The sequence below is a fragment of the Flavobacterium panici genome (assembly GCF_024499525.1).
Taxonomy (GTDB): domain Bacteria; phylum Bacteroidota; class Bacteroidia; order Flavobacteriales; family Flavobacteriaceae; genus Flavobacterium; species Flavobacterium panici.
In genome coordinates, this window is record NZ_CP100437.1 from 4,822,799 (window position 1) to 4,844,059 (window position 21,261).

9 protein-coding genes are annotated in these 21,261 nt (G+C 35.2%); all 9 read right to left on the reverse strand.

All coding sequences use genetic code 11. The annotated features are described in order from the left end of the window. Window positions 1-5 precede the first annotated feature (5 nt). Entirely contained in the window at window positions 6-1,715 is a 1,710-nt protein-coding gene (locus NLJ00_RS20305; RefSeq protein ID WP_256635169.1) for a polysaccharide lyase, read from the reverse strand. Between the two features lie 138 nt (window positions 1,716-1,853). Further along, window positions 1,854-3,821, reverse strand: a complete 1,968-nt coding sequence (locus NLJ00_RS20310; protein ID WP_256635170.1) for a RagB/SusD family nutrient uptake outer membrane protein — start codon at window positions 3,819-3,821, stop codon at window positions 1,854-1,856. 17 nt (window positions 3,822-3,838) lie between these two features. Further along, window positions 3,839-7,207, reverse strand: coding sequence for a SusC/RagA family TonB-linked outer membrane protein (locus NLJ00_RS20315; protein WP_256635171.1), 3,369 nt, complete (start codon window positions 7,205-7,207; stop codon window positions 3,839-3,841). 623 nt (window positions 7,208-7,830) lie between these two features. Further along, the gene (locus NLJ00_RS20320; protein ID WP_256635172.1) at window positions 7,831-8,814 is read right to left on the reverse strand and encodes a pectinesterase family protein; all 984 of its coding nucleotides are present in this window, start codon (window positions 8,812-8,814) and stop codon (window positions 7,831-7,833) included. Window positions 8,815-8,962: 148 nt separating this feature from the next. Then, window positions 8,963-10,978: an aceric acid hydrolase gene (locus NLJ00_RS20325; RefSeq protein ID WP_256635173.1), complete on the reverse strand. Its 2,016-nt coding sequence runs from the start codon at window positions 10,976-10,978 to the stop codon at window positions 8,963-8,965. A 173-nt stretch (window positions 10,979-11,151) separates the two neighbouring features. After that, complete coding sequence (locus tag NLJ00_RS20330; RefSeq protein ID WP_256635174.1) at window positions 11,152-13,611, reverse strand: pectate lyase family protein; 2,460 nt, start codon at window positions 13,609-13,611, stop codon at window positions 11,152-11,154. A gap of 19 nt (window positions 13,612-13,630) precedes the next feature. Further along, on the reverse strand, window positions 13,631-15,961 hold the full coding sequence (locus tag NLJ00_RS20335) for a DUF5703 domain-containing protein (RefSeq protein WP_256635175.1): 2,331 nt from the start codon (window positions 15,959-15,961) through the stop codon (window positions 13,631-13,633). 109 nt (window positions 15,962-16,070) lie between these two features. After that, window positions 16,071-17,495, reverse strand: coding sequence for a sialate O-acetylesterase (locus NLJ00_RS20340; protein WP_256635176.1), 1,425 nt, complete (start codon window positions 17,493-17,495; stop codon window positions 16,071-16,073). A 262-nt stretch (window positions 17,496-17,757) separates the two neighbouring features. Then, a complete protein-coding gene (locus NLJ00_RS20345; RefSeq protein ID WP_256635177.1) occupies window positions 17,758-21,162 on the reverse strand; it encodes a glycosyl hydrolase in 3,405 nt (1,134 codons plus the stop codon). Window positions 21,163-21,261 lie beyond the last annotated feature (99 nt).

Genomic DNA, 21,261 nt, shown 5'->3' on the forward strand with positions numbered 1-21,261 from the left:
GTTTCTTATTTTAAATCTAATATTGGTCGAACTAATGTTTCTTTATTATTAGCAAGATCTTTCCAGTTTACTTTTATTGCAGGGTTTACACCGTTGATGTAATCTTCAATATTTGTATATCCGTCTTCGTTTAAATCTCCTTGTGCATCAGATGGATCGTTTGGATTTAATCCGTATTTTTTCTCCCATGCATCCGGCATTCCATCTTTATCTGTATCTACATAAGGTTTTCCTTTGTATTCCGGATATCCTCCAACTTGAGAAATATCTGTAATGATTCCTTTTTTATAAGAATCCATCGGTAAACGTCTGTGTTCGAATTGATAGAATTCTTTTTTCTCTAATCCTTTTGCATATTCAGGAACTCCTGTTTTTACTGTTCTTACTATTCTTTCGTCAACTTTATCTCTAATTGGTAAAGTTGCTCCAACATTTTTAAGTACAAATTCATACGATTCTTCTGCTGTCATGAATTTGTTGAACCAAGGCATTGGGAAAGGTTTGTCTGCTTTCATTTTATCGAAATAAACTTTTGCTTCATCATAAGACATTAATTCTCCTTTTTTATTTTCAAGTTGAATTCCGCCGTCCCAGTTGTCTTTTGTTACTTTTTCGTTATTGTTTATGACGTTTCCGTTTGCGTAAACTCTACCAAAAACCATATAAGGTAATTTACTTCTTCCTGATTCTGGTTTTAAGATTCTATAGCTGATTGGCTGAGATAAATCGGTAACCGGACCTGGTTTGTAAAAGTTGTTGATGATGTTGTAATTTGCTGTGTAATCACCTCCGTCTGTAGATCTGTTGTACCAGTTGAAAACCACATTGTTCACAAAATTGAAAATTCCGTTCCAACCGATAGAAGGGTTTCTTCCTGCATTATTAGCCCACATGTTTCTCATAAATGAGCAGTTTTCACCACCTAAAGTACTTCCGAAAGCGTGGTTGTAAGTATCCAAAGCTTCTCCAAATAAACTATTTTGGATTGTAATATTTACGGTTCCCACTTTTATATCTGGATAGCCTGGGCCCGGGCTGTAAATGTGTCTGTAAATTGACATATTTTCGTCTAATCCCCAAGTTGCTGATACGTGGTCGATCATAATGTTTCCAACAGGATTTCCTCCAATTGCATCATCACGACGCCCAACGAAAGTTTCTCCTCTGCGGAAACGCATGTGTCTGATAATTACGTCGTGTGTATCAATCCAAACTGATTCTCCGGCAACACAAATTCCGTCTCCGGGAGCTGTTTGTCCTGCAATCGTAATATATGGTGCACGAATAATTAATGGACTTTTGATTCTGATAATTCCTGAAACATTAAATACTATTATTCTTGCTCCTCCTTGTTCACATGCATCACGAAGCGTTCCTGGTCCGCGGTCTTCTAAACTTGTTACCGTGTACACTTTTCCGCCGCGACCTCCAAAAGTGAACATTCCTCCTCCTTCTGCACCCGGGAAAGCAGGAATTTCTGCCTGAGGTAAATCATTTGGTCGAGATGCCCACGGAATGTATGGTTTGCCGTGTTTTGCTTCTTCTTCAATAACTACTAAAGCTTTCGTCCAAGCTTCATCAGAAAGTCTGTTTGCTTCGTCTTTAATAGCTTTTTCCTGCGCCTGAACTTCTGCACTTAGTTTTGGATACTGAGCGAAACATTTTGCATTTCCCAAAAACAGGAGTGTCAAGATAAATAATGCGGAATTTTTCATGTTAATTTTGATTTTGGTAATTCTGTTTAAACAAATCACCTGCATCTAAGTAGAATACAGGTGAAGGTTTGTCATGTTTAATTTTGTTTTTTATTATTAGATATGCTTAATGATTTAGGGCAATTCATCGTGCTTATCTTATTCTTGATAATTATAATCTCCATCACCACCAGAAGCATCTTTCCAACCGACTGTTTGTTTCAACCAAGGGTTTTGTGATAAAACTGTATTTTGTAATCCCATAATGTAATAGTTCGGATTAAATTTAATTTTAACCGCTGCATTATTAACATTATCCATAGGAGTTGGCGGCGCTACAAATACGAAGTTATCTGTATAGAATGTTGCTAAAGCTGTTAACTGTGTTTGGAAATTAGCTGAATCCGGATCTGCTGAAATACTTGCACGAGCTGCTGCTAAAGGATCTGCGTTTGTTGCTGTATTTTTATATTGCAAATAGTTTCCTGTTCTTTGTGTACCATTTATTGGCTGTAACCCTAATTTAGTAATAGTACTTCCGCTAGTCGTTCCCGAAACTGTAGCGTTATCATAAAGCATCCAGCGTTGAATATCCCAAAAACGTTTTCCTTCGTAAGCTAACTCAACTCTTCTTTCGTATAATACGGCTTCTATTGCTGCATATTTATCTGATAGTGTTCCTATTCCGTAATTATTTGTAGCACTGATACCTACTCTTTTTCTAATTCTTCCTAAATAAGCTGTAGCATTACCTGTTTGTCCTAATGCAGCATAACATTCAGCAATATTCAATAATAATTCTGCATAACGATATTCTAAAATATCATTTCCAGAATATTGAAAACTACTTGCATTAGTAGCCGTTACATCTGTCATTTTTCTAACTAAAGCTGGACTTGTCTCATTGTTTGAATCGCTATAGTAAGATTTATTTGAACCGTCTAACCAACGATAAGCCCAAACAACTGGTTTTGCACTTTCTTTATAATCCCATTTAACTCCAGAAAAAGCAAATGTTCTGTAAAATCTTGGGTCACGTTTCATGAAGAAAAGAAATGAATTATAACCATTTGCAGTTGTTGGTCTTGCACCATTATCCATAGGAAATAAATCAATCATTTCTTTAGGGGCTTCAAGAGAACCTGTTCCACCCTGGCTTATTGGGCGAATAGCCTTTTCCCAAGAGTTATTCATTGCTACATTACTATTAGTAACTGTTAAAAGCTGTGTTGTAATCGCTTCAGAACAGAAAGCATTACCGCCAAGGGCAAACATATTCTGCCAGTCTTTGGCTGAGTTTCCATAAAGTCCATAGCCTGCTGCTGTTAATGCCGTTTCAGCTTCTAAACCAGCTTTTAATGCTGCTTCCCAACGTTCGTTAGAATTATCCCAGTTTTTATTAAATAATGGACTTGCATATGTTAACAATACTCTAGATTTTACTGCTAAAGCTGCACCTTTTGTAACACGTCCATATTCGCCTGTCCAATTTGGAGGCAATAAACTTGCCGCCATATCTAAATCTTTTACGATTTGCTCTACAACTTGAGTTACTGTAGCTCTAGGTACTTTAATTTCTTCGTTTTCTGAATTTGGAGTCTGAACTTCTGTAACAATTGGAACACCTCCATATACTTTCATCAAATCAAAGTACTGAACAGCGCGTAAATAATATAACTGCCCTTTTGCCTGATCGCGAAATGTTTTGTCTAAATTAGCTCCTTTTACATCTATATCCCTAATAAAAGAGTTACAGTCTCTAATTCTGTTATAAGGAACATTATTAATTTTGTCTTCCAATTTTCCTCCGTAATAACCAGATCCATCAGCTGCATTTACATACGTAATTGTTGGATTAATAAGGGGCTGTATTCCTCCTATTTCTTCGGTCATTTTAGAATATACATCTGTAAAAGACCCAACTAAACTTTGGTTAGGAGACTTAAAAGCAGAATAATAATCAAAGTAAACATTATTAACATACCAGTTAGCTTTTTCCTGGCTTTCATAAAATGAATCATCTACACTTCCGTAATTTTTCTTTTCTTCCAAAAAACTATCACTACAAGAAGCACTTAACACTGCAACAAGTGCTAAAGTTATATATTTATTAATTTTTAGTTTCATCTTTAGTATTAATTAAATTAGAATGTAATATTAAATGTAACGGCCCATGTTCTTAATGTTGGATAATTCTCAGAAGAACTATCGTACATATTACGGTAGTGATCTGGATAAGGGTTATATAAATCCCAAAGATTATTACCCGTTACACCAATTGACCATTTTGCAATTTTAACTTTATCTAAAATCTCTTTTGGCATGTCAAACCCTAATGTTAAGTTTCTTACTGTACAACGGAATGTATCTAACTGCCAGAAATCAGATGGAACAGCAATATAATCCTGATTAGCTAAATTTGGATATTTTCCATTTGGATTGTCATCTGCATACATATCATTCCAAAAAGTTTCACGTGCCCACATATTATGAGTAGATCCTGTTCCTTGTTTTACAACATCTATAGCGCGATAACCTCCCCAAGATGTAGCAATTTGTGTTTTGAAGAAAAACGATTTATATCTTGCTCCTAAATTTGTAGTAAATCCGTAAGTTCTGTTTTTGTTAACCAATTTTACGTAGTCTTCATTTTTTTGAATTTGCCCGTTTGGCCCTGCCTGAGTACCGTCTTTATCATTAAACTGTCCTCCGGCATCTTCGTAAGCAAGCATTCCTCGTCTCATATTTGATACAGAAGAAATTCCCATGTAATTTGGTGCCCCACCAACTGCTGCTGCATTTGCTGTTAAATAATTCCAGTAGTTAGTAACATCTTCATCTGTACGTAAGATACCATCTCCTGTTGAAGTTCCTTTCCATGTTCTGAATCCCCATTGTGGGAAAAATGTAGACTGACCGGCTTGTGTCAGGTTATTAGATGGATGCATTAAAGCTGGTTCAGGATATTTCTTAATTTCATTATCAGATAAACCAAAGTTTACGCCAACATTATAATTAAAGTCTTTATTAATCTTATCTTTCCATGCCAAGCTAAACTCTGCTCCCCAAGAATCAACCGCTGCGTAATTTTCTTCAGCGAATCCTCCACCTACAGAAATTGGTACACCAACTACACCAGCCATACCTGTTAACATGTTTTTAGACTTATCATAGTAAAAATCAGCTGTTAAAGACAATCTGTTTTTTAATACCGCTAAATCAATACCCAAGTTATTTTTTACAGTCGCATCCCATCCTACATTTCTGTTTGGTTCTACTCTAGGTGTTACAGATCCTCCTAACATTCCTCCGTTTGATCCAAACTGAAATCCTTTGTCTGCATTTACATCATACAATTTCATCCATCTCCACGGATTAATGTTATCATTTCCTGTTTTTCCAATTGAATAACGCACCTTAAGAAAATCTATCCATGATACGTTATTAGTAAACCAGTCTTCTTTTGAAACAATCCATCCTGCTTGCAGTGAAGGGAAGAATCCCCAATAGTTTTCTGGTGCAAATTTTGTAGATGCATCACTTCTAAAAAGGAACTGAAGCATATATCGTGATTTATAGCTATAATTAACACGTCCTAAATAAGACAAAGTTCCTTGCTCTCCTTTTAATGCCGTTGAATTTGTAGTTAAGGTACCTGCAGTTTGGTAAGAACCTGCATAATCTTTACCTGTATTTTCAAATGCTAAACGCGTGCTGTTGAATTCTGTTTCTGAACGTTCTACAGAGAACATAGCACCTATTTCATGGTTATCAAATGTTCTATTGTAATCTATAAAAAAGTTGGCTTGCATAGCTTTAGAATTAAAACTATCATAGTATACTCTTGAACTACGAGTATTAGTTTCAATTACATAATAATTATCAACTCCATTATTTGTAGTTGTTGGCAATGCTGCACTAGCTAAATGGCTGTCTAATTTTTCATACCCCATTATTCTTGCCAAATCGTATGGTAATTGTACTTGCTCTGTACTTTCTGAATTTTGTGTTCTTGAATAAGTTCCTTTAATAGACAATCCTTTAATAAATGGAACTTTCCAGTTAAGTGACATATTTACATTATAAGAAAAATCACTTGAAATTTGTTTAGAACCATTATTTATGGAAGCAAAATAATTATATCCTGCAATTGTATTATTTGCATTTGCACTACCTAATGTACGATCTGTACGAGCAAATGGTGACATATAATACTCCTTGCCATCTACAACAGTTTCCCACGGAATATATTTTGGCATATGAAGCAAAAATCCGTAATCTGCCTGTTCTCCACCTGATGCAGAAGCATAACTACTATCATTAATACCAGATGAAGCTTTAGTAAATGATTTTTCAATATCACCTGAATTTCCGGAAACTGCTGCAGAAAAATCTAAAGAACTTGAGATTTTTGCTGTCATACCCGTACGGAAATTCCATTTATTATAATCTTGCTTTCCTAAATTTGCTCCTTGCGTAAAGTAATTGATCCCAGCAAAATAAGTTGCTTTTTCTGTACCGCCATTTACACTTAAAGTATGTTTTTGCTGTATTGCAGGCTTCCATGCTTCTTCTAACCAGTCATAATTCAATCCTTTCATTTCTTCTAATTCTGCTGGAGTAAAAAGGTATGATCCATTAGTACCAATATTATTTCCTCCAGTAAAAAATCTATTAGAAAAAACACCATAGTCATATGCACTCATCGTTTTACTGTGACTAACAGCATCGTTTACAGCAAACTGACTAAAATATGAAAATGAAGGCACACCGCTTTTTCCTCTTTTAGTTTTAATAACAATTGCTCCTTGAGATGCACGAGATCCATAAATTGCAGCTGAAGCATCTTTCAAAACAGTCATGCTTTCTATCTCTGAAGGATCTAATCTATTAAATGCTTCCAAAGAAGCTCTACCTGTAACAGGATCTACCTGAATCATATCATCAATTACAATTAATGGTGTTTTTGAACTACCATCTTTTGAGAAACCATAAGTTTGACGAATTTCGATTGACCCTGCATCGCCTGGACGCCCGCCTCCATCTATAACGCTCAAACCAGGCACTAAACCTCTTAAGGCATCTGATAAATTTGACACCGGAAGCTCCTGAATATCTGTTGCATTAATTGTAGCAATAGCTCCTGTAAGTTTCTCTTTTTTCTGAGAACCATATCCAACTACAACAATATTCTGTAATTCGTTTGAATCTTCTGTTAGTTTAACATTTACAGTTGTACGTGTTCCAATTGCTACTTCTTGTTTTCTCATTCCGATAAAAGAAAAAACTAAAGTTGCATTTGGCTTAACTTTAATTTGAAATTGACCATTAAAATCTGTCGTAACATTATTCTTTGTAGATTTCTCTGTTACGTTTACTCCTGGAAGTAAACCAGACACATGATCAGTCACAGTTCCTGTTACTGTAACTAGATTTGAGTTTTGAGCATAACTCATCACACTCATCAGTGTAAACAAAAGAAAGCTACATCTCTTTAAAAGTGCTTGTTTCATAAATGTTTTTGTTTTGGTTAGGTTTTATTTAGTGTTAGTTAGTCATGTTAAATGTGTTTCACTTAAAGATATCAAAAATTAAAAAAAGTTTAATAGGCTTTAAATTAAATGTTAAAAACACATTTATTTTGTATACCAAAAATATAACGATGACGAATTAGAACCGTCCTGTTCTATCCTGCTTTACTGGCATTATCTAAAAAAAACTAACTCAAAAAAACAATATTAATAAAAAAAAGAAGGAAAAAATAGACAAAATAGAAAAAACGAGTAATAAGTTTGAGTATAATTAAATAGAAGAACTGCTTTTAAAACAAATACAGAAGAATTAGCATTAAAAACAAAAAATAGCTGTTTTTTCTGCAAAATCAGGTACTGAAATACTGTTATTTAATGAGTTAAGTTTAGCATTATTAAACGAAAAAATGGCTTCTCTTTTTAAAGAAAAGCCATTTTTTAAAGTAGAAATCTTACAACCTGAAAACGTTTTCGCTTTACAAAACATTCCTTAAAATTTTACTAAAAAAATATTTTTTTTAAACGTAAAATCTGACCAATAAAAAAATCGAAGTGCTTTTTTTGATACAAAATCTAAAAAAAACCTATAGTCCTAAAACTGATCATTATTTATTTGGATTCCATCCATTTAAAACCAAATCTCGATTGTATTTTTTAATATCCCCTTTTTTCAACTGATGCGACCAGGATACTCGTTGTGACAAATCTTTTGCGCTAGAACCTTTACTGCCGTATTCTGCATAATAAGCTGTTTTATCTTTATCAGGAAATCTGGTATCAATCCATGCGTTCCAGCCTTCTGGTATGATATGCGAACCAATATCTGTGTTTATAAAAACCGTTTGTGCATAAGGTCTCCACGGTCTTCCTAAAAAAACTTTATCTACCGATTTGTCCTTTGCAGTAAGTTTACAATCTGTTAAAACAAATCCATATGCCTGACCTTGCGGAGTTGAAGCGGCTGTAATATAGGAATTCGCTAAACTTTCAATTGTACATTTATAAAAATAAGCTGTTGCCGCTCCGAAGATAAAATCGGTTGTACCATTTATAAAACAGTTTTCAAAATAAGCGCGGGTATTTTCCTGTGATAAAAATAACGTATCCTGATTTCCTAAAATATTACAGTTCTTTACAATAACCCGATCACTTTTTATATGTAGCGCCACCGCCTGTCCTACTCTTCCTGCTGTGTTTTCAATGGTAAGATTTTCAAGTGTACAGTCATTTCCTTTAATCAAGAAAGAATACGAAGTTGAAGTTCCAAAAGTCTTCTTTCCAGACAGATCATTTTCACGAAGCGGTTTTCCCGAATAATCGTCAAATGAAATAATGGTTTTATTTCGGTCAAGACCTTTTAAAGTAATGAATGGTTTTGAAGCTGGAATTTCCAATTTTTCAACATACTTTCCTGGCTTAATTGTTATTACAACTCGTTTTTCTGAATTGTCCTTGACATTATTTACCGCTTCCTGAATGGTTTTAAAATCTCCAGAACCATCTTGAGCAACGGTTAATATCAATTTATTATCTAGTGTTTGGGCTGATATTGAAAGTGTTATTAGAAATAAAAACAGAATATGTTTCATAGTATTTAATGTTAGGATTTTTAGACAAAGTTTATCTGTAGAGACGCACCGCAGTGCGTCTACGCCATGTATATCAAACATTGTGGCTACGTTACGTTAGACGCACTGCGGTGCGTCTCTACGAAAAAACAGGAATCTATATATAATTTTAATGCGACATCCAAACCGTCATTTCTCCTTTTCCTTTATTTCCCCATGCAAAATACGGAATCAATTTAACTTGTACAGCCGTTGCATCTTTAGAAGAAAGTGGTTTGTACAAAGATTTATTCCATGAATTATTCGAATTTATAACGGCTTCCGCATCAATGCTTACTAAGTTTCTATTGTTCAATGTGAAATTGTTGGTCGCAAAATTTGATTTCAAATTCAAAGCCACATCATTTACGCTTATTTTCGCAGGAAGTTGGTCTGATTCTAAGCAATATACCAAAGGTCCTCTTTTTACAGCAACCTGATTTTTAACTTCTTCCACCAACGGATTAGCTTCCATTAATTCAACTGGCATCGGGAGATTCAATTCAATTACATCTCCTTTTTTCCATTTTTGGTTTAATTTCAGATAAGTTCCAGAAACGATTTTATCAATAATTTTTGAATTATTAACTGAAATCGAAGCATTCTGACTCCAACCTGGAATTCTTAAAAAGAAATTTTGTAAATCTTTTGGAGCTTTTACGATTTTCAAGGTTATTTTTCCGTCCCAAGGATAATTGGTTTGCTGTTCAATTTCGATTTCTTCTCCATTTAAAGATTTTGTTTTCAATTGATTACTTCCATATAAATTGACATACAAACCTTCTTTCGAAATATTGTAAGCATAATTTCCTATTTCAGCAACTGTTCTCGTTACGTTTGGCGCACAGCAGTTTGATAATGCAATATAGCCTTCACGTTCATTTCCCCAACGTTGGTGAAATGGTAAATCATTAGAAACATTCAGCGGATTGTTATACAGGAATTTTTCTCCCTCTAAATCCATTCCAGAAAGAACGCTGTTGTATAATGCCAATTCTACAATATCAGCATATTTGGCATCGCCCGTAATTTGAAGCATTCTCCAGTTCCATAACACATTTCCAATATTGGCACAGGTTTCCGTATGAGCCGTTGCATTTGGCAATTGAAAAGGCCTTCCGTATGCTTGGTGAATTTTTTGTACATCGGCAGGATTATAAGACGTTCCGTCCGGCGAAACTCCATCGTATAAAGATCCGCAACCTCCTGTAATGTACATTTTTCGATACGTTATATCATCCCAAATGGATTCTAAATTGTCTAATAATTTCTTTTCTCCCGTTTCTGCATATAAATCTGCAACTCCGGCGTATAGGTAGTTCGCTCTTACAGCGTGACCCATTGCAGTTGTCTGTTGTCTAAATGGAATTCGATCCTGATTATCATCGGTTCCGTCATTTGTGGTTCCTCTAATGTCAATTAAATTATTGGCTAATTCCAGATATTTTGGATTTTTAGTCGTTCTGTACATTTCGACAATTCCCATATAATGTGATGGACAAATCGCATTTCGAGCTAATTCTGGTGAAGCTTTTTTGTAGAAATCATACAAGAAATCGGCAACACCTTTTGCAATATTCAAAAAGTTTGTTTTTCCTGTAGCACGATAATGAATGCAAGCTGCAGTCATTAAATGTCCCATATTGTATTTCTCAAAACCCAATTGTTTTTTTACTTCTTCCGGGCCTAAAGTTCCCCAGCGTTCGTCGATTAAAACGGGGGTATGAATATAACCATCTTTGCGTTGTACTTTTGCAAAAAGCGCAATGGCTTTATCCATTTCGGCATCCAGTTTTTTATCTTTTGTAACGGCATACGTTGCTGCCATTCCTTCAAAAATCTTATAGAAATCACCATCATGAAATGAAGGTCCTTTGAAAGTTCCTTTGCTTAAACCTGCTGCAATTTCGAAGTTTTTGTAAGCATGCGAAGTTTCATTATGATACAAATCCCACATATACGGCAATGTATTTTTGGTTTCTATATCAAATTGTTCTTTCCAGAAACCATTTGTCCATTTTACATCTTGCAAACCTACACTTTGCAGTTTTGAATACGGGCTTTCTGAATTCGCAACCAAACCTTTATTCTGTGCAAAGATTACGGTTGAAAGAAACAAACTTGAGATGATGATGTTCTTTTTCATTTTTTCTTATTGTGATGAATTTGTAACGCTGATGACACGGATTGCCTTTGGCAAAACGCGGATTTATACGGATTTTTATTTTGCCACGAATTACACGAATTTCCGCGAATTGTTTTTTACTATACTGCGTAAAAAATTAGTGAAAATTCGTGTAATTCGTGGCAGACTCTTTTCTATTTTACAAAGAAATTAATCGTTCTGCTCATTGAATCTCCGTCTGTATCTTTTACGGTTAGGACGAAAGAAGCGAATCCTTTTTCAACGGTTGTAAACTCAATTTCCTTTCCTTTTAAAACCACTTTTCCATTTTTAAGATCAGAGAAAGTATACGCCGGTTTATTTTCATAACCTTTGAAATAATCCGCAGCGTTTAAAACTTTCTTCTCTCCTGAATTTACAAAATAATGAGGCTGAGCAAGCCAATCTAAATAATTATCCAACTGCGTAAAACCGTCTTTATCTGTATCTTGATTAGCATCTGAAAAATCTCCCGCTTTTGAATTTTCATTTAAGCCAAAAGCTTTTTCCCACCAGTTTGGTAATCCATCGTGATCTGTATCCCAATCTGCCGGACGCGTTTCTGAAGCGAAATTTGGCCATCCGCCTGCATCTTGTTCATTATCTATCATTCCACCTAAACCACTTTTGCTTCCTTTAAAACTAAACGTTCCTTTTAAAGTTTCATCAATAATTCTGTTATCATGTTTATCAAAAAACGGCTGATTTGCACCAACATCTGAAAGTACATTTTTATAGGCCGCTTTCGCCGATTGTGTTTCTATATAAGAAGGAAAAAATGGCTTGTCAACAAATGTTTCATATTCTACTTTCTCATTATGGCTTATAGTAGATTTTCTCCCTTTTTCCTGAGATTTCTCATCAAAATAACCTGGCATTATATTACCGTTGAAATAATAACGCTGCATTCCTTTTCCAACTCCTTCGTGCTGCGCATTTAACGCTACAAATATTTTAGTCGAAGCGCCCGGTTTGTAATAATTATTTACAAAATTTACCTCGTTTGCACCACCGTCTGTAGTTCTTTGTCCCCAATTGTAAACCACATTATTTGTAATATCCAATCTTCCTGTATAATAACCATCTCCGTTTAAACCACCACCAATACTCCAGTTTCTTCCGTAATTATGAGCCAGTAAATTGTGATGAAAACTTCCAATATCACCGCCAATTGTAGCCGCAAATCCGTGCATTTTCCCAACTTCATATTTATCATGTCCAGCGACATTCAAAGCTTCAGAAATTAAAGTTCTTTGTAAAGAAATATGATGCGCACCACGCGAACTAAAAGATTCATCAATTGTCCAGCTGATAGAACAATGATCAATAATACTGTAATCAGCACCCGTTAATCCCATTCCGTCATAAGTAGTTCCGCCGCCAATTCTCACTTTTAAAAATCGGACAACGCCATCATTTCCTGTTAATCCAATTGGCGCTCTGCTGATCGTAATTCCTTCTCCCGGAGCAGTTTGTCCTGCAATAGTAATATAAGGCTGATTTGCCACTAATCTCGAAGCCAGTTTTATATTTCCCGAAACATTAAAAACAATTGTTCTCGGTCCAATTTCCTGATTGATTGCATCACGTAAGCTTCCCGGTCCATCGTCATTTAAGTTTGTTACTTCAATTACTTTTCCGCCGCGTCCTCCCACAGCATAACGTCCGTAACCTTCTGCTCCCGGAAAAGCCAATTGTGCAGGTTTAAACGACCAAACATTTCCTAAAGTTACCTGACCATTATTATCTACTTCATCCACTCTCCAGTAATAAGTTGTTCCTGAATATAAATCAGAAACTGAATATGATTTATCAGTCAATTTTCCTTTAAATTCTTTTGAAGATTCTGTTGCATTCTCTACCGCATTTTTATCTTCCCCAAAATACAACTTATGAAATGCCACATTTTTTACAGCATCCCATTTTAAAATCAAATTTTTACTTACTTCAACATGTTCGTCTCTGTTTCTTGGTTCCGGAGTACGCGCCTGATTCATCAAGTTTGGCGTATCAATTTCAAAACCATTGATTACAATCTGTTTTATAACTTCTGGATTTGAAGCTGGATCAATCTCAAAACGAACAATTACATCTTTGCCTGCTTCTGCATTAAAAGTGATATACGCCATCGCTGCATCAATTTTAGCATTGGCTCTTTGGCTTGCATTTACAGTCTGCTCAAACTTTCCGTTTACATATATTTTTATAGGCGAAAAAGTTTTTCCTGTAATTACATCAAAAGTATTATGAAAAGTCAAAAGCGTGTGTTTTCCCGCTTTTAATCCGCTGATTTTCATTTCTAAATTTTCAGCCGTAACCAAACCGTCGCTTCCTAATTTATTATAAAACGGAGCGTTCATCCCCACTTTATACCATTTTGAGGTAAAGTTTCCTTTTAGTTTAAATGCTACATTATTAAACGTTTTTTCGGCTTCTTTTTGATCGCTGACAACCCAGGAATCATAACTTACATCATGAACTTCTTCCAATTTTCTTTGAAAAAAATCGAAGTCTACTTTTACAATTTGTTTATCAGTATTTTGAACTGATTGTGCTTGTCCGTTTGCTGTCAAAAGCATAGACAAAACTGCAGCACTTAGTAATTTCTTAATCATTTTATTTGGTAATAGTTAGTTAGTTTAATTTTTTCTTTTTTTCTATTGAAATTCCTAACAGATTTATAATGTCTTTTTTCCTTTGTTCCGGAATTACTTTTAAAAACTTCAATTCTCCATTTAGAAGTTCGGCTTCAATTGTAGTATTTTGTTTTGCATGTAATTTGAAATGAACATTCCAATCTTTTGGCCATGCAGGAAAAAGATAAATTTTCCCATCCGTTTCCTGTAAAAGCATTTCCTGCATGCCAATCATTCCCGATCCGCCCCAATTATGATCTGGAACCCAGTCAAATCCCGGACCCCAAAATGCAGGGAAACGTCGTTCTGAATTCGCCATTTTTAAAGTATTATATTTTGCTGCTTCTTCGGTTAAACCCAAACGAGCCGAAAAAATATTATCTTGTTTCCATCCAATATGACTTCTGAATTTTAAAGCATCAGAGTCGTATTTCCATGTATTTAACGCGGTTTCTAAATCAGGTTTTCCAATGCCATAAATCCCCCAAGGATAAACAGGATACAATTGCGGCACCTCAGAATTATTAACTCTTTCCCAAGATTTTGCCGGAACTAATACTTTATTATTATCGATTTCTCCGAAGTTTAAAGGCGGAATTCTCGTTTGAAATCCTTTTACATATTCTAATTCTTCTTTTGATAATTGTTCCGAAGAAAGTTCTAAAAGATTATCTGTAATAACTTGTAAAGCCGAAATTGTACTATTAGAATTATACGCCATTTTATAAGTTTCAGCGCCCGAACCCGGATATAAAATTAATTTTCCATTTCCGTCCAAAGCTTTTCTTCCTCGCTGTTTCGCCAGATATTGATAATGCTCATCAAAAAATCGAAGACAGCTTATAATAAACGAATTGTATTTCTGAATATCTTCCCCTGCGTATTGTTTTTGCTGTAACATCATTTGACAGAATTCAAATACCGTATCCCATTCATATTCCAGCCATGCATTGTATTCCATTCCCGGATCGTAATCTGCGGGGCGTTTCCATTCGTATTCTGCTGGATTTGGCAATCCGAAATTTTCTAATTGTTCGGTGAAAGATGCACCGTTATGGTTCCAGTAAACTTTGCTTCTTAACTCAGCATTTTTCTGTAAACTCAAATAATAATCCAGCTTCGATTTCATCATATCAAAATCACCGCTTTTTACCATCGGGAAATAAACCAATCGCTGGTTTTGAGCCGTCATCGTTCCTCCGCCCCAATTCCTGAAATCGGGTGTAAAATCTAAAGCTGCATTAGTAAAAACAGGATCAACCGTAAATAATCCGCCGTTGAATTTTGTTGGATATTTTCCATACGCATTGCATCCTAACATATATCGAAACAACTGATAATTCTGTCCAATTTGATAAACCGAATCTTTCTCAATCGATTGATTTTTTTGAGTAAAAATAAAACTGCGGTTCCAGAAATCATTCCACCATTTTATAGTGTTTTTTTCTGCTTGTTTTGAAGTATTTTTATTGGATGAAATCTGATGCTGCAGTCCAGTATTCCAAGTATTTAAATCAGATTGGCTGGTGTTTAAATAAATTTCTAAAGAATGCTTTTTAGATGGTTTTATACTTGATAAAGTAAAACCTTTAAAATCTGTCGATTGGTATTTTCCTAAATACGTTCCATTAGGTTTTAGATTATCGCCAGTCATAAGTCCACCGAAAGTTAAATTCGCAATCGGGTTCAGCATTTGCCCTTTTACCGATTCCATCTTCTGCTGTTTAACCGCTACATCAAAAACGGTATTTTCTCTGTTTCTGTGATAGAATTTTATTCCGTTATTTTCAAATGAAATGGAATCTTTATAGGTAATAATATCCCCCTGAGGTGCCCATTTATAAGAATTCGCATTATTAGCTTTTCCTTTTGAATCGCGATTTTTATAACGCCAGTTTTCATAAGATGCCGTCATTTTAAGCGAAGTTTTACTTTTTAAATCTAAATGGATTATTGGTTTAAAAACATCTACCCAGAGTTTGATTTTAGTGTCATTCTGCCCTATTAAGATATATCCGTCTTTGAGTTTTAATTCCTGATGAAAACCTTCTTTTCCGGCAAAAGGATTCGGACTTAAAGTCACTTTTACCCGACCTAATTTTAATAAAGTATTATGTTCATCAAAAGTTCCGCTTCGTAAAAAATAAAAATACAAATCGCCATTTTCAACCCAGACATTCATACCAATATCTCCGCCTCCCAAAGGCATAGATTCTGATGAATTGCTGCTCTGCGTATTCCAAACCTGATTATAATTATCGAGCGCAGGAATTTGCGCTTTGATACAAAGCGTTGTGAAGAGAAGTATAAATATTATATTATTTTTCATCGTTTTCTTTCCTGCAAGGTTTCCAAAACCTTGTAGGTATATTTTTTTTAAGTTGACAGTCAATCAGACACCTACAAGGTTTTGAAAACCTTGCAGGAGCTTCCGTATATTACCATTCATCCGTTCTAAACGAAGAAATCGGCAAACCGCCTGCACTAAACAATTCCGCTTTTGCAAAATCTTTCCATAAATAGCGAACAGCAACTGGATTTTTAACTTTATCTGAAGTCAGAACAACTGATTTCCTTCTTAAAACCGTTTTTGCGGGATAAAAAACTTTGTCTTCTCCTGCTATTTCAAAACCTAAAACCTCTTTGTCATAAGATGTAATTCCGTTTGCAACATCATCAAAAGAAACCGTAACCGAACCGTCTTTTATTTCCATAGATTTATATTTCGGACTTTCAAATTCAAAACCTTCAATTCCGTACGTTCTTGCCAAAGCCTGAAAAGCTAATCTATTCCCTCCTTTTTCTTTATCCATTGGATGAATATTATTTTCTTCACCAACATCCATTAAAACAGCCATTCCTGAATTCGGAATTTCCTTTGAAGCTTTCAACTGCGCTTCTCTTATATAAGCCGAATTGTATTTTTCTAAATAATCTTTTGGATGAAAAGAAGCATAATTAAACGGTGCAATCTGAGCATAGTAAAAAGGAAAATCGCCTTGTTTCCATAAAGCTCTCCAACTTGAAACCATTTTTTTCATCAGAGAAGTATACTCAGAAGCTCTTTCATAATTCGATTCTCCCTGATACCAAATACAGCCTTTTATTCCATAACCAATTACAGGCGAAAGCATTCCGTTAAATAAAGTCGTCGGAACACGATTTGGATCTTTTGCCAATTCTTCTTTTGTAGTCGGAATTTTAGCACTTGTAAAATCTTTCAGCATTTCCTGATTCATCCACGCTTCCATACTTGAACCTCCGTACGAAACATGAATTAATCCAACCGGAACGTCTAAAACTTCTTGCAAAAGTGAACCAAAATACCAAGCCGTTGCACTAAAATTTGAAGTTGATTTTGGAGAAGCTACTTCCCATTTTCCTTCAAAATCCTGCAAAGGTTCTAAAACAGTAGCACGCGGAATGGTGATTATCCGAATGTTTTTATTTGCTGATCTTACGATAATTTCATTTCCATTTCTAACGGGCTGTCCTTGAAATCCTTTCAATGGCATTTCCATATTGGATTGTCCTGAACACAACCAAACTTCACCAATCAAAATATTTTTGATGGTCACTTTTTCAGTTCCTTCTGAAACTTCAATTACAAATGGCCCGCCAAATGATGGCGTTTGTAATTCTGTTTTCCATTTACCTGAATTGTCTGCTTTTACTTTATAGATTTTAGAATTCCATGACGTTTTGATTACAATGTTAGCGTTCTTTTCTGCCCAGCCCCAAATTGGCGCATTTGATTTTTGCTGCAACATCATGTTATCAGTAAACAAAGCTGGTAATTTGATTTTGGCATTGATTTGAAAACTGGCTAAAATCGCTACTAATACAATAATTGATCTTTTCATTTCTATATTTTTTTTGCCACAGATTAAATGGATTAAAAAAGATTATTAATCTGCGGATATTTTTATTTTTCAATTGCCTCCAGCTTTAGCTGGAGGTTACATTCTTCAACATCTTAGGCTTTAACCAAACTATTTTTTTGGGCTAAAGCCCTTATTTTATTATCTTTTTAAACCTCCAGCTAAAGCTGGAGGCAATTAATTTTCTTTTCTTTTATCACAGATTAGAAAATCTTTTTAATCCTTTTAATCTGTGGCAAAAAAATTATTTAATCTTTTCTTTCACAAGCAAAACTGGGCCAAATAATCCAGCTTTAAGCAACGGTTCTCCTTCCAAACGAAATGTCGCATTTGTCCATGTTAATCGTTCTTCTTTTGGAAATTTTTGGTCGCCCATTAGTCGGTTTGCCCAAGTATTTGTGATTTTTATTTCTATAATATTTTTTCCTTTTTGTAAAGCTTTTGAAATATCTGTTTTGAAAGGGAAAGTCCAAAGCGTCCCACAATCTTTTCCATTGATTTTGATTTCTGCGATATTCGCAATTTCACCCAAATAAAGCCAGATTTTATCGGCATCTTTTCCTTTCCAGACAAACTCTTTTTTATAAACCACAGTTCCCGAATAATACTTAATTTGATCATTATCGGAAGTACTCCAGTCGAAAAGTTTATCGATTTTTACGACTTCTTTCGGATCTTTAAATTTCGCATCAAACTGTAATTCCCAGTTTTCATCTAAAGTCTGAACTTTTTCAAATTCAGAAGATTTTCCTTTTACTAAAACTTCTTGTGTTTCCTGTTTAAAAATCACAAAACCAGATTCGTTGGCATCAAATGTTATCGAAACAATTGTTCTTCCGTTTTCTATTTTCCAATTGGCTAAAACAGAAGTTTTATCTGTCACAGGATTATACCATTGTGGCACTTTTCCTGAAATTCTGAAAGATGCATCAAACGTTCTTTTTTCAGCTTTTTGGTTGGAAATAAAATAAATATCTTCCGTCTCCGATTTACGATGTGCCCAAGCTAATGTTTCAGAATCAGCTCTATTTAAATTTGGAAAATAAACATCTTGAGCAATTCCGATAGAAGTAAAATCATTTCCTAAATATGGCAATTTAACAACAGTTCCTTTTCCGATTTTCCATTTAGAAGAATTGGAGTTGTTCCAAATTTCATCAATTACATTCTGCCACTTTTTAAACTCTGAATCCGATTGTAAACCCGGTTGTAAATTTGGTTTTTCATCAACAAAAATCGTTGCACCATCTTTTACTAATTGCAATATTTTTTCGGCGGAAGCCAAAGAAAGCAGCTTATTTGGTGCCATTTTATGACTTCCCGGAAACAATAAAGCTCCATATTCAATTCCGCCTCCAAAAGAGATTTTTCCGTTCTCTACTTTTGCGCGGTTTATCAAAACATCTGAATTGAACGAATCGTATTGGTAACCATTCATCGCGTTGATCCATTGCGATAAATCGGTTGAGTTTTTAGAAAAGCTAACTTCTTTTGGCATTTTAGCGCTTGGCTGTCCTTCATTTTTCAAACGAATGACTTCACTTTCAATTCTTTCCTTTCCAAAAACATTCGGAATAAAAGGTACTAAACGATCCGGAAGCATTGAACGAGACGGTAAATCTTCGCCAATAAACACAGCTAAATCAATAACGGGTTTTCCTTTTTGTAACTGAAACTGCACTCTCTGGCAATATTCAAACCAGGCTTTTCCGGGTTCCCACCAAGTTTGGTCTCTTTGAAAATACGATCCAATTCCGTCTAAAGTCATTCCGGGTTTTCTGTCCAGCCACGGATTATGTACAAAAACGTGGTAGAAAAAACGGTTAATTCCCAGAGCATAATTTCTGTCGGCAACCACTTTTAAATTTCCCGGATGTTCGTCCCAATCCATTTTTAAAGCCGTAAAAGCTTCTGCCTGAATAATATCTTTTCCATAAATATGCCCGCCCGAAATAGCATCTAACATATCGTTTGGTTTGTCGTGTGTTGGGCTTTTCAGCCAAAATTCACCACTTGGATAATCAATATATTTAAAATGCAAAAGTCCGTCGCTCATCATAGTTGGCGCCACATTTTCTGAACTGAATTTTACATTAGCATCGTCAGCAATTTGTCGTAAAGTCCCAAAGAAATTCTCGGCGGCCAATTCTGAAATTGTTTTTCGAACATCATATAAAACCTTCTCTGAAGTCTGGATATTTTTTACAGGAATTCCCGCCATAACAGGCAGATAATCTACAATATCATACCCTCTGCGGGTTTTAAATTCGTTTCTAAAAACAGGCGACCAGTTTTGGCTTCCACATTCCCAGCTGTCCATATGTAGAATTCTAACCACTTTTGAAGCTAATTCTGGACCCGCAACACGAAGCATTTCGCCAAACCAATGATCCAGCTGAAAACGAATGGCTTCAGCATTAAATTTGTCAACTTCCAAGCCTCTTCCCGCTCCTGCTGTTGCATTTTCATGTCCTGTTGAAGTATGCCCAAAACGAATAATTCTCCAATTCGCTTTCGCGGAAGCGTTCCAATTTAAAACGCCGTTTGCATGTACAAACTTCGAAATATTAATCATTTTTGATGGATCGATACAATCTGCAGCACTAATTTCTTTTTCGGTTGTCTGCGGACTTAATCGCCAAATAGCTCCCGATTTTCCTTCGTAATTGTCAATTAAAGGTTCGTTTGATAAATAGATTTTTGACACTTTTAAACCTTGATTCCATTTTGCAGGATCTAAATCTTCTGCGCCTGGTTCTGTTCCTTCGGGATCGTAAACGAATCTAAAATATTTAGCTTTTGTGGGAACAATACTATGCGTATAAAATGCATCAACATCCTGCCAGCCGTGACGCGGTGTTGTTAATCTTCCTAAACTTCTGAAGTTTTTTCCATCATCGCTGACTTCAATTAGTAAACGATGCGCCTGATAATTGTTTCCTTTGGTTTCAATTTGAATGGATTTGCATAAAAAAGGTTCATCAAATTCATACTGAATCCAACCCTTTTTGGGCATTCTAAATAATCCGTCTTTATCTGATGAACTTAAAATAGTCGCATCAGATTCGGGATTGGTTGATGTTATTTTTGGACGTTTTTTATCCGAAGTAATAAAACTTTCTTTTACCGGAATAGCAAAAGTTGCAATATCTTGATAATAGTCTTTGTAATGATTTGGAACGGCTAATTTTAGATTTTTAAAGTTGTTTCCGCTAACAATAGTATCTTTCCAAACTACCTTTTGCATTGACATTTCGGGCGTTATCCAAGGGCCTCCGGCAACGGCAAAACCATCGGCAGGATGAAATCCAATTTTTACTCCAACCCGATCGGCTTCTGTTAAAGCCCAATGCACTAAATCCCAGAATTCTTTGCTTAACTGCAAAACAGGCGGATCAATCAAAGGCGGATTTGCTGGTCCTTTAATCGTCATTAAATACGCACCTTCAATACCTGCCCTTTTCATCGCTTCTAAATCGGCTGTGATGCCTTCTTTAGAATACGCGCTTTGCATCCAATACCAATACGTCCACGGTTTTGAGGATTCTTTGGTAGGCTGAAAAAAGGTATTTTCTTTTTTATAGATTTCCTGTGCGGAGACGAAGCTTGCAAAAAGGAGGATAAAAAAGAGGTGTTTTTTTTGAAACATTTTTACTGTTTTATTTTCGTTTGTAAACCCGACAGGTTTTAATATTCGTTTTTATTTGTCATTTCGACGTAAGGAGAAATCGCATTAGAAACTCCTCAA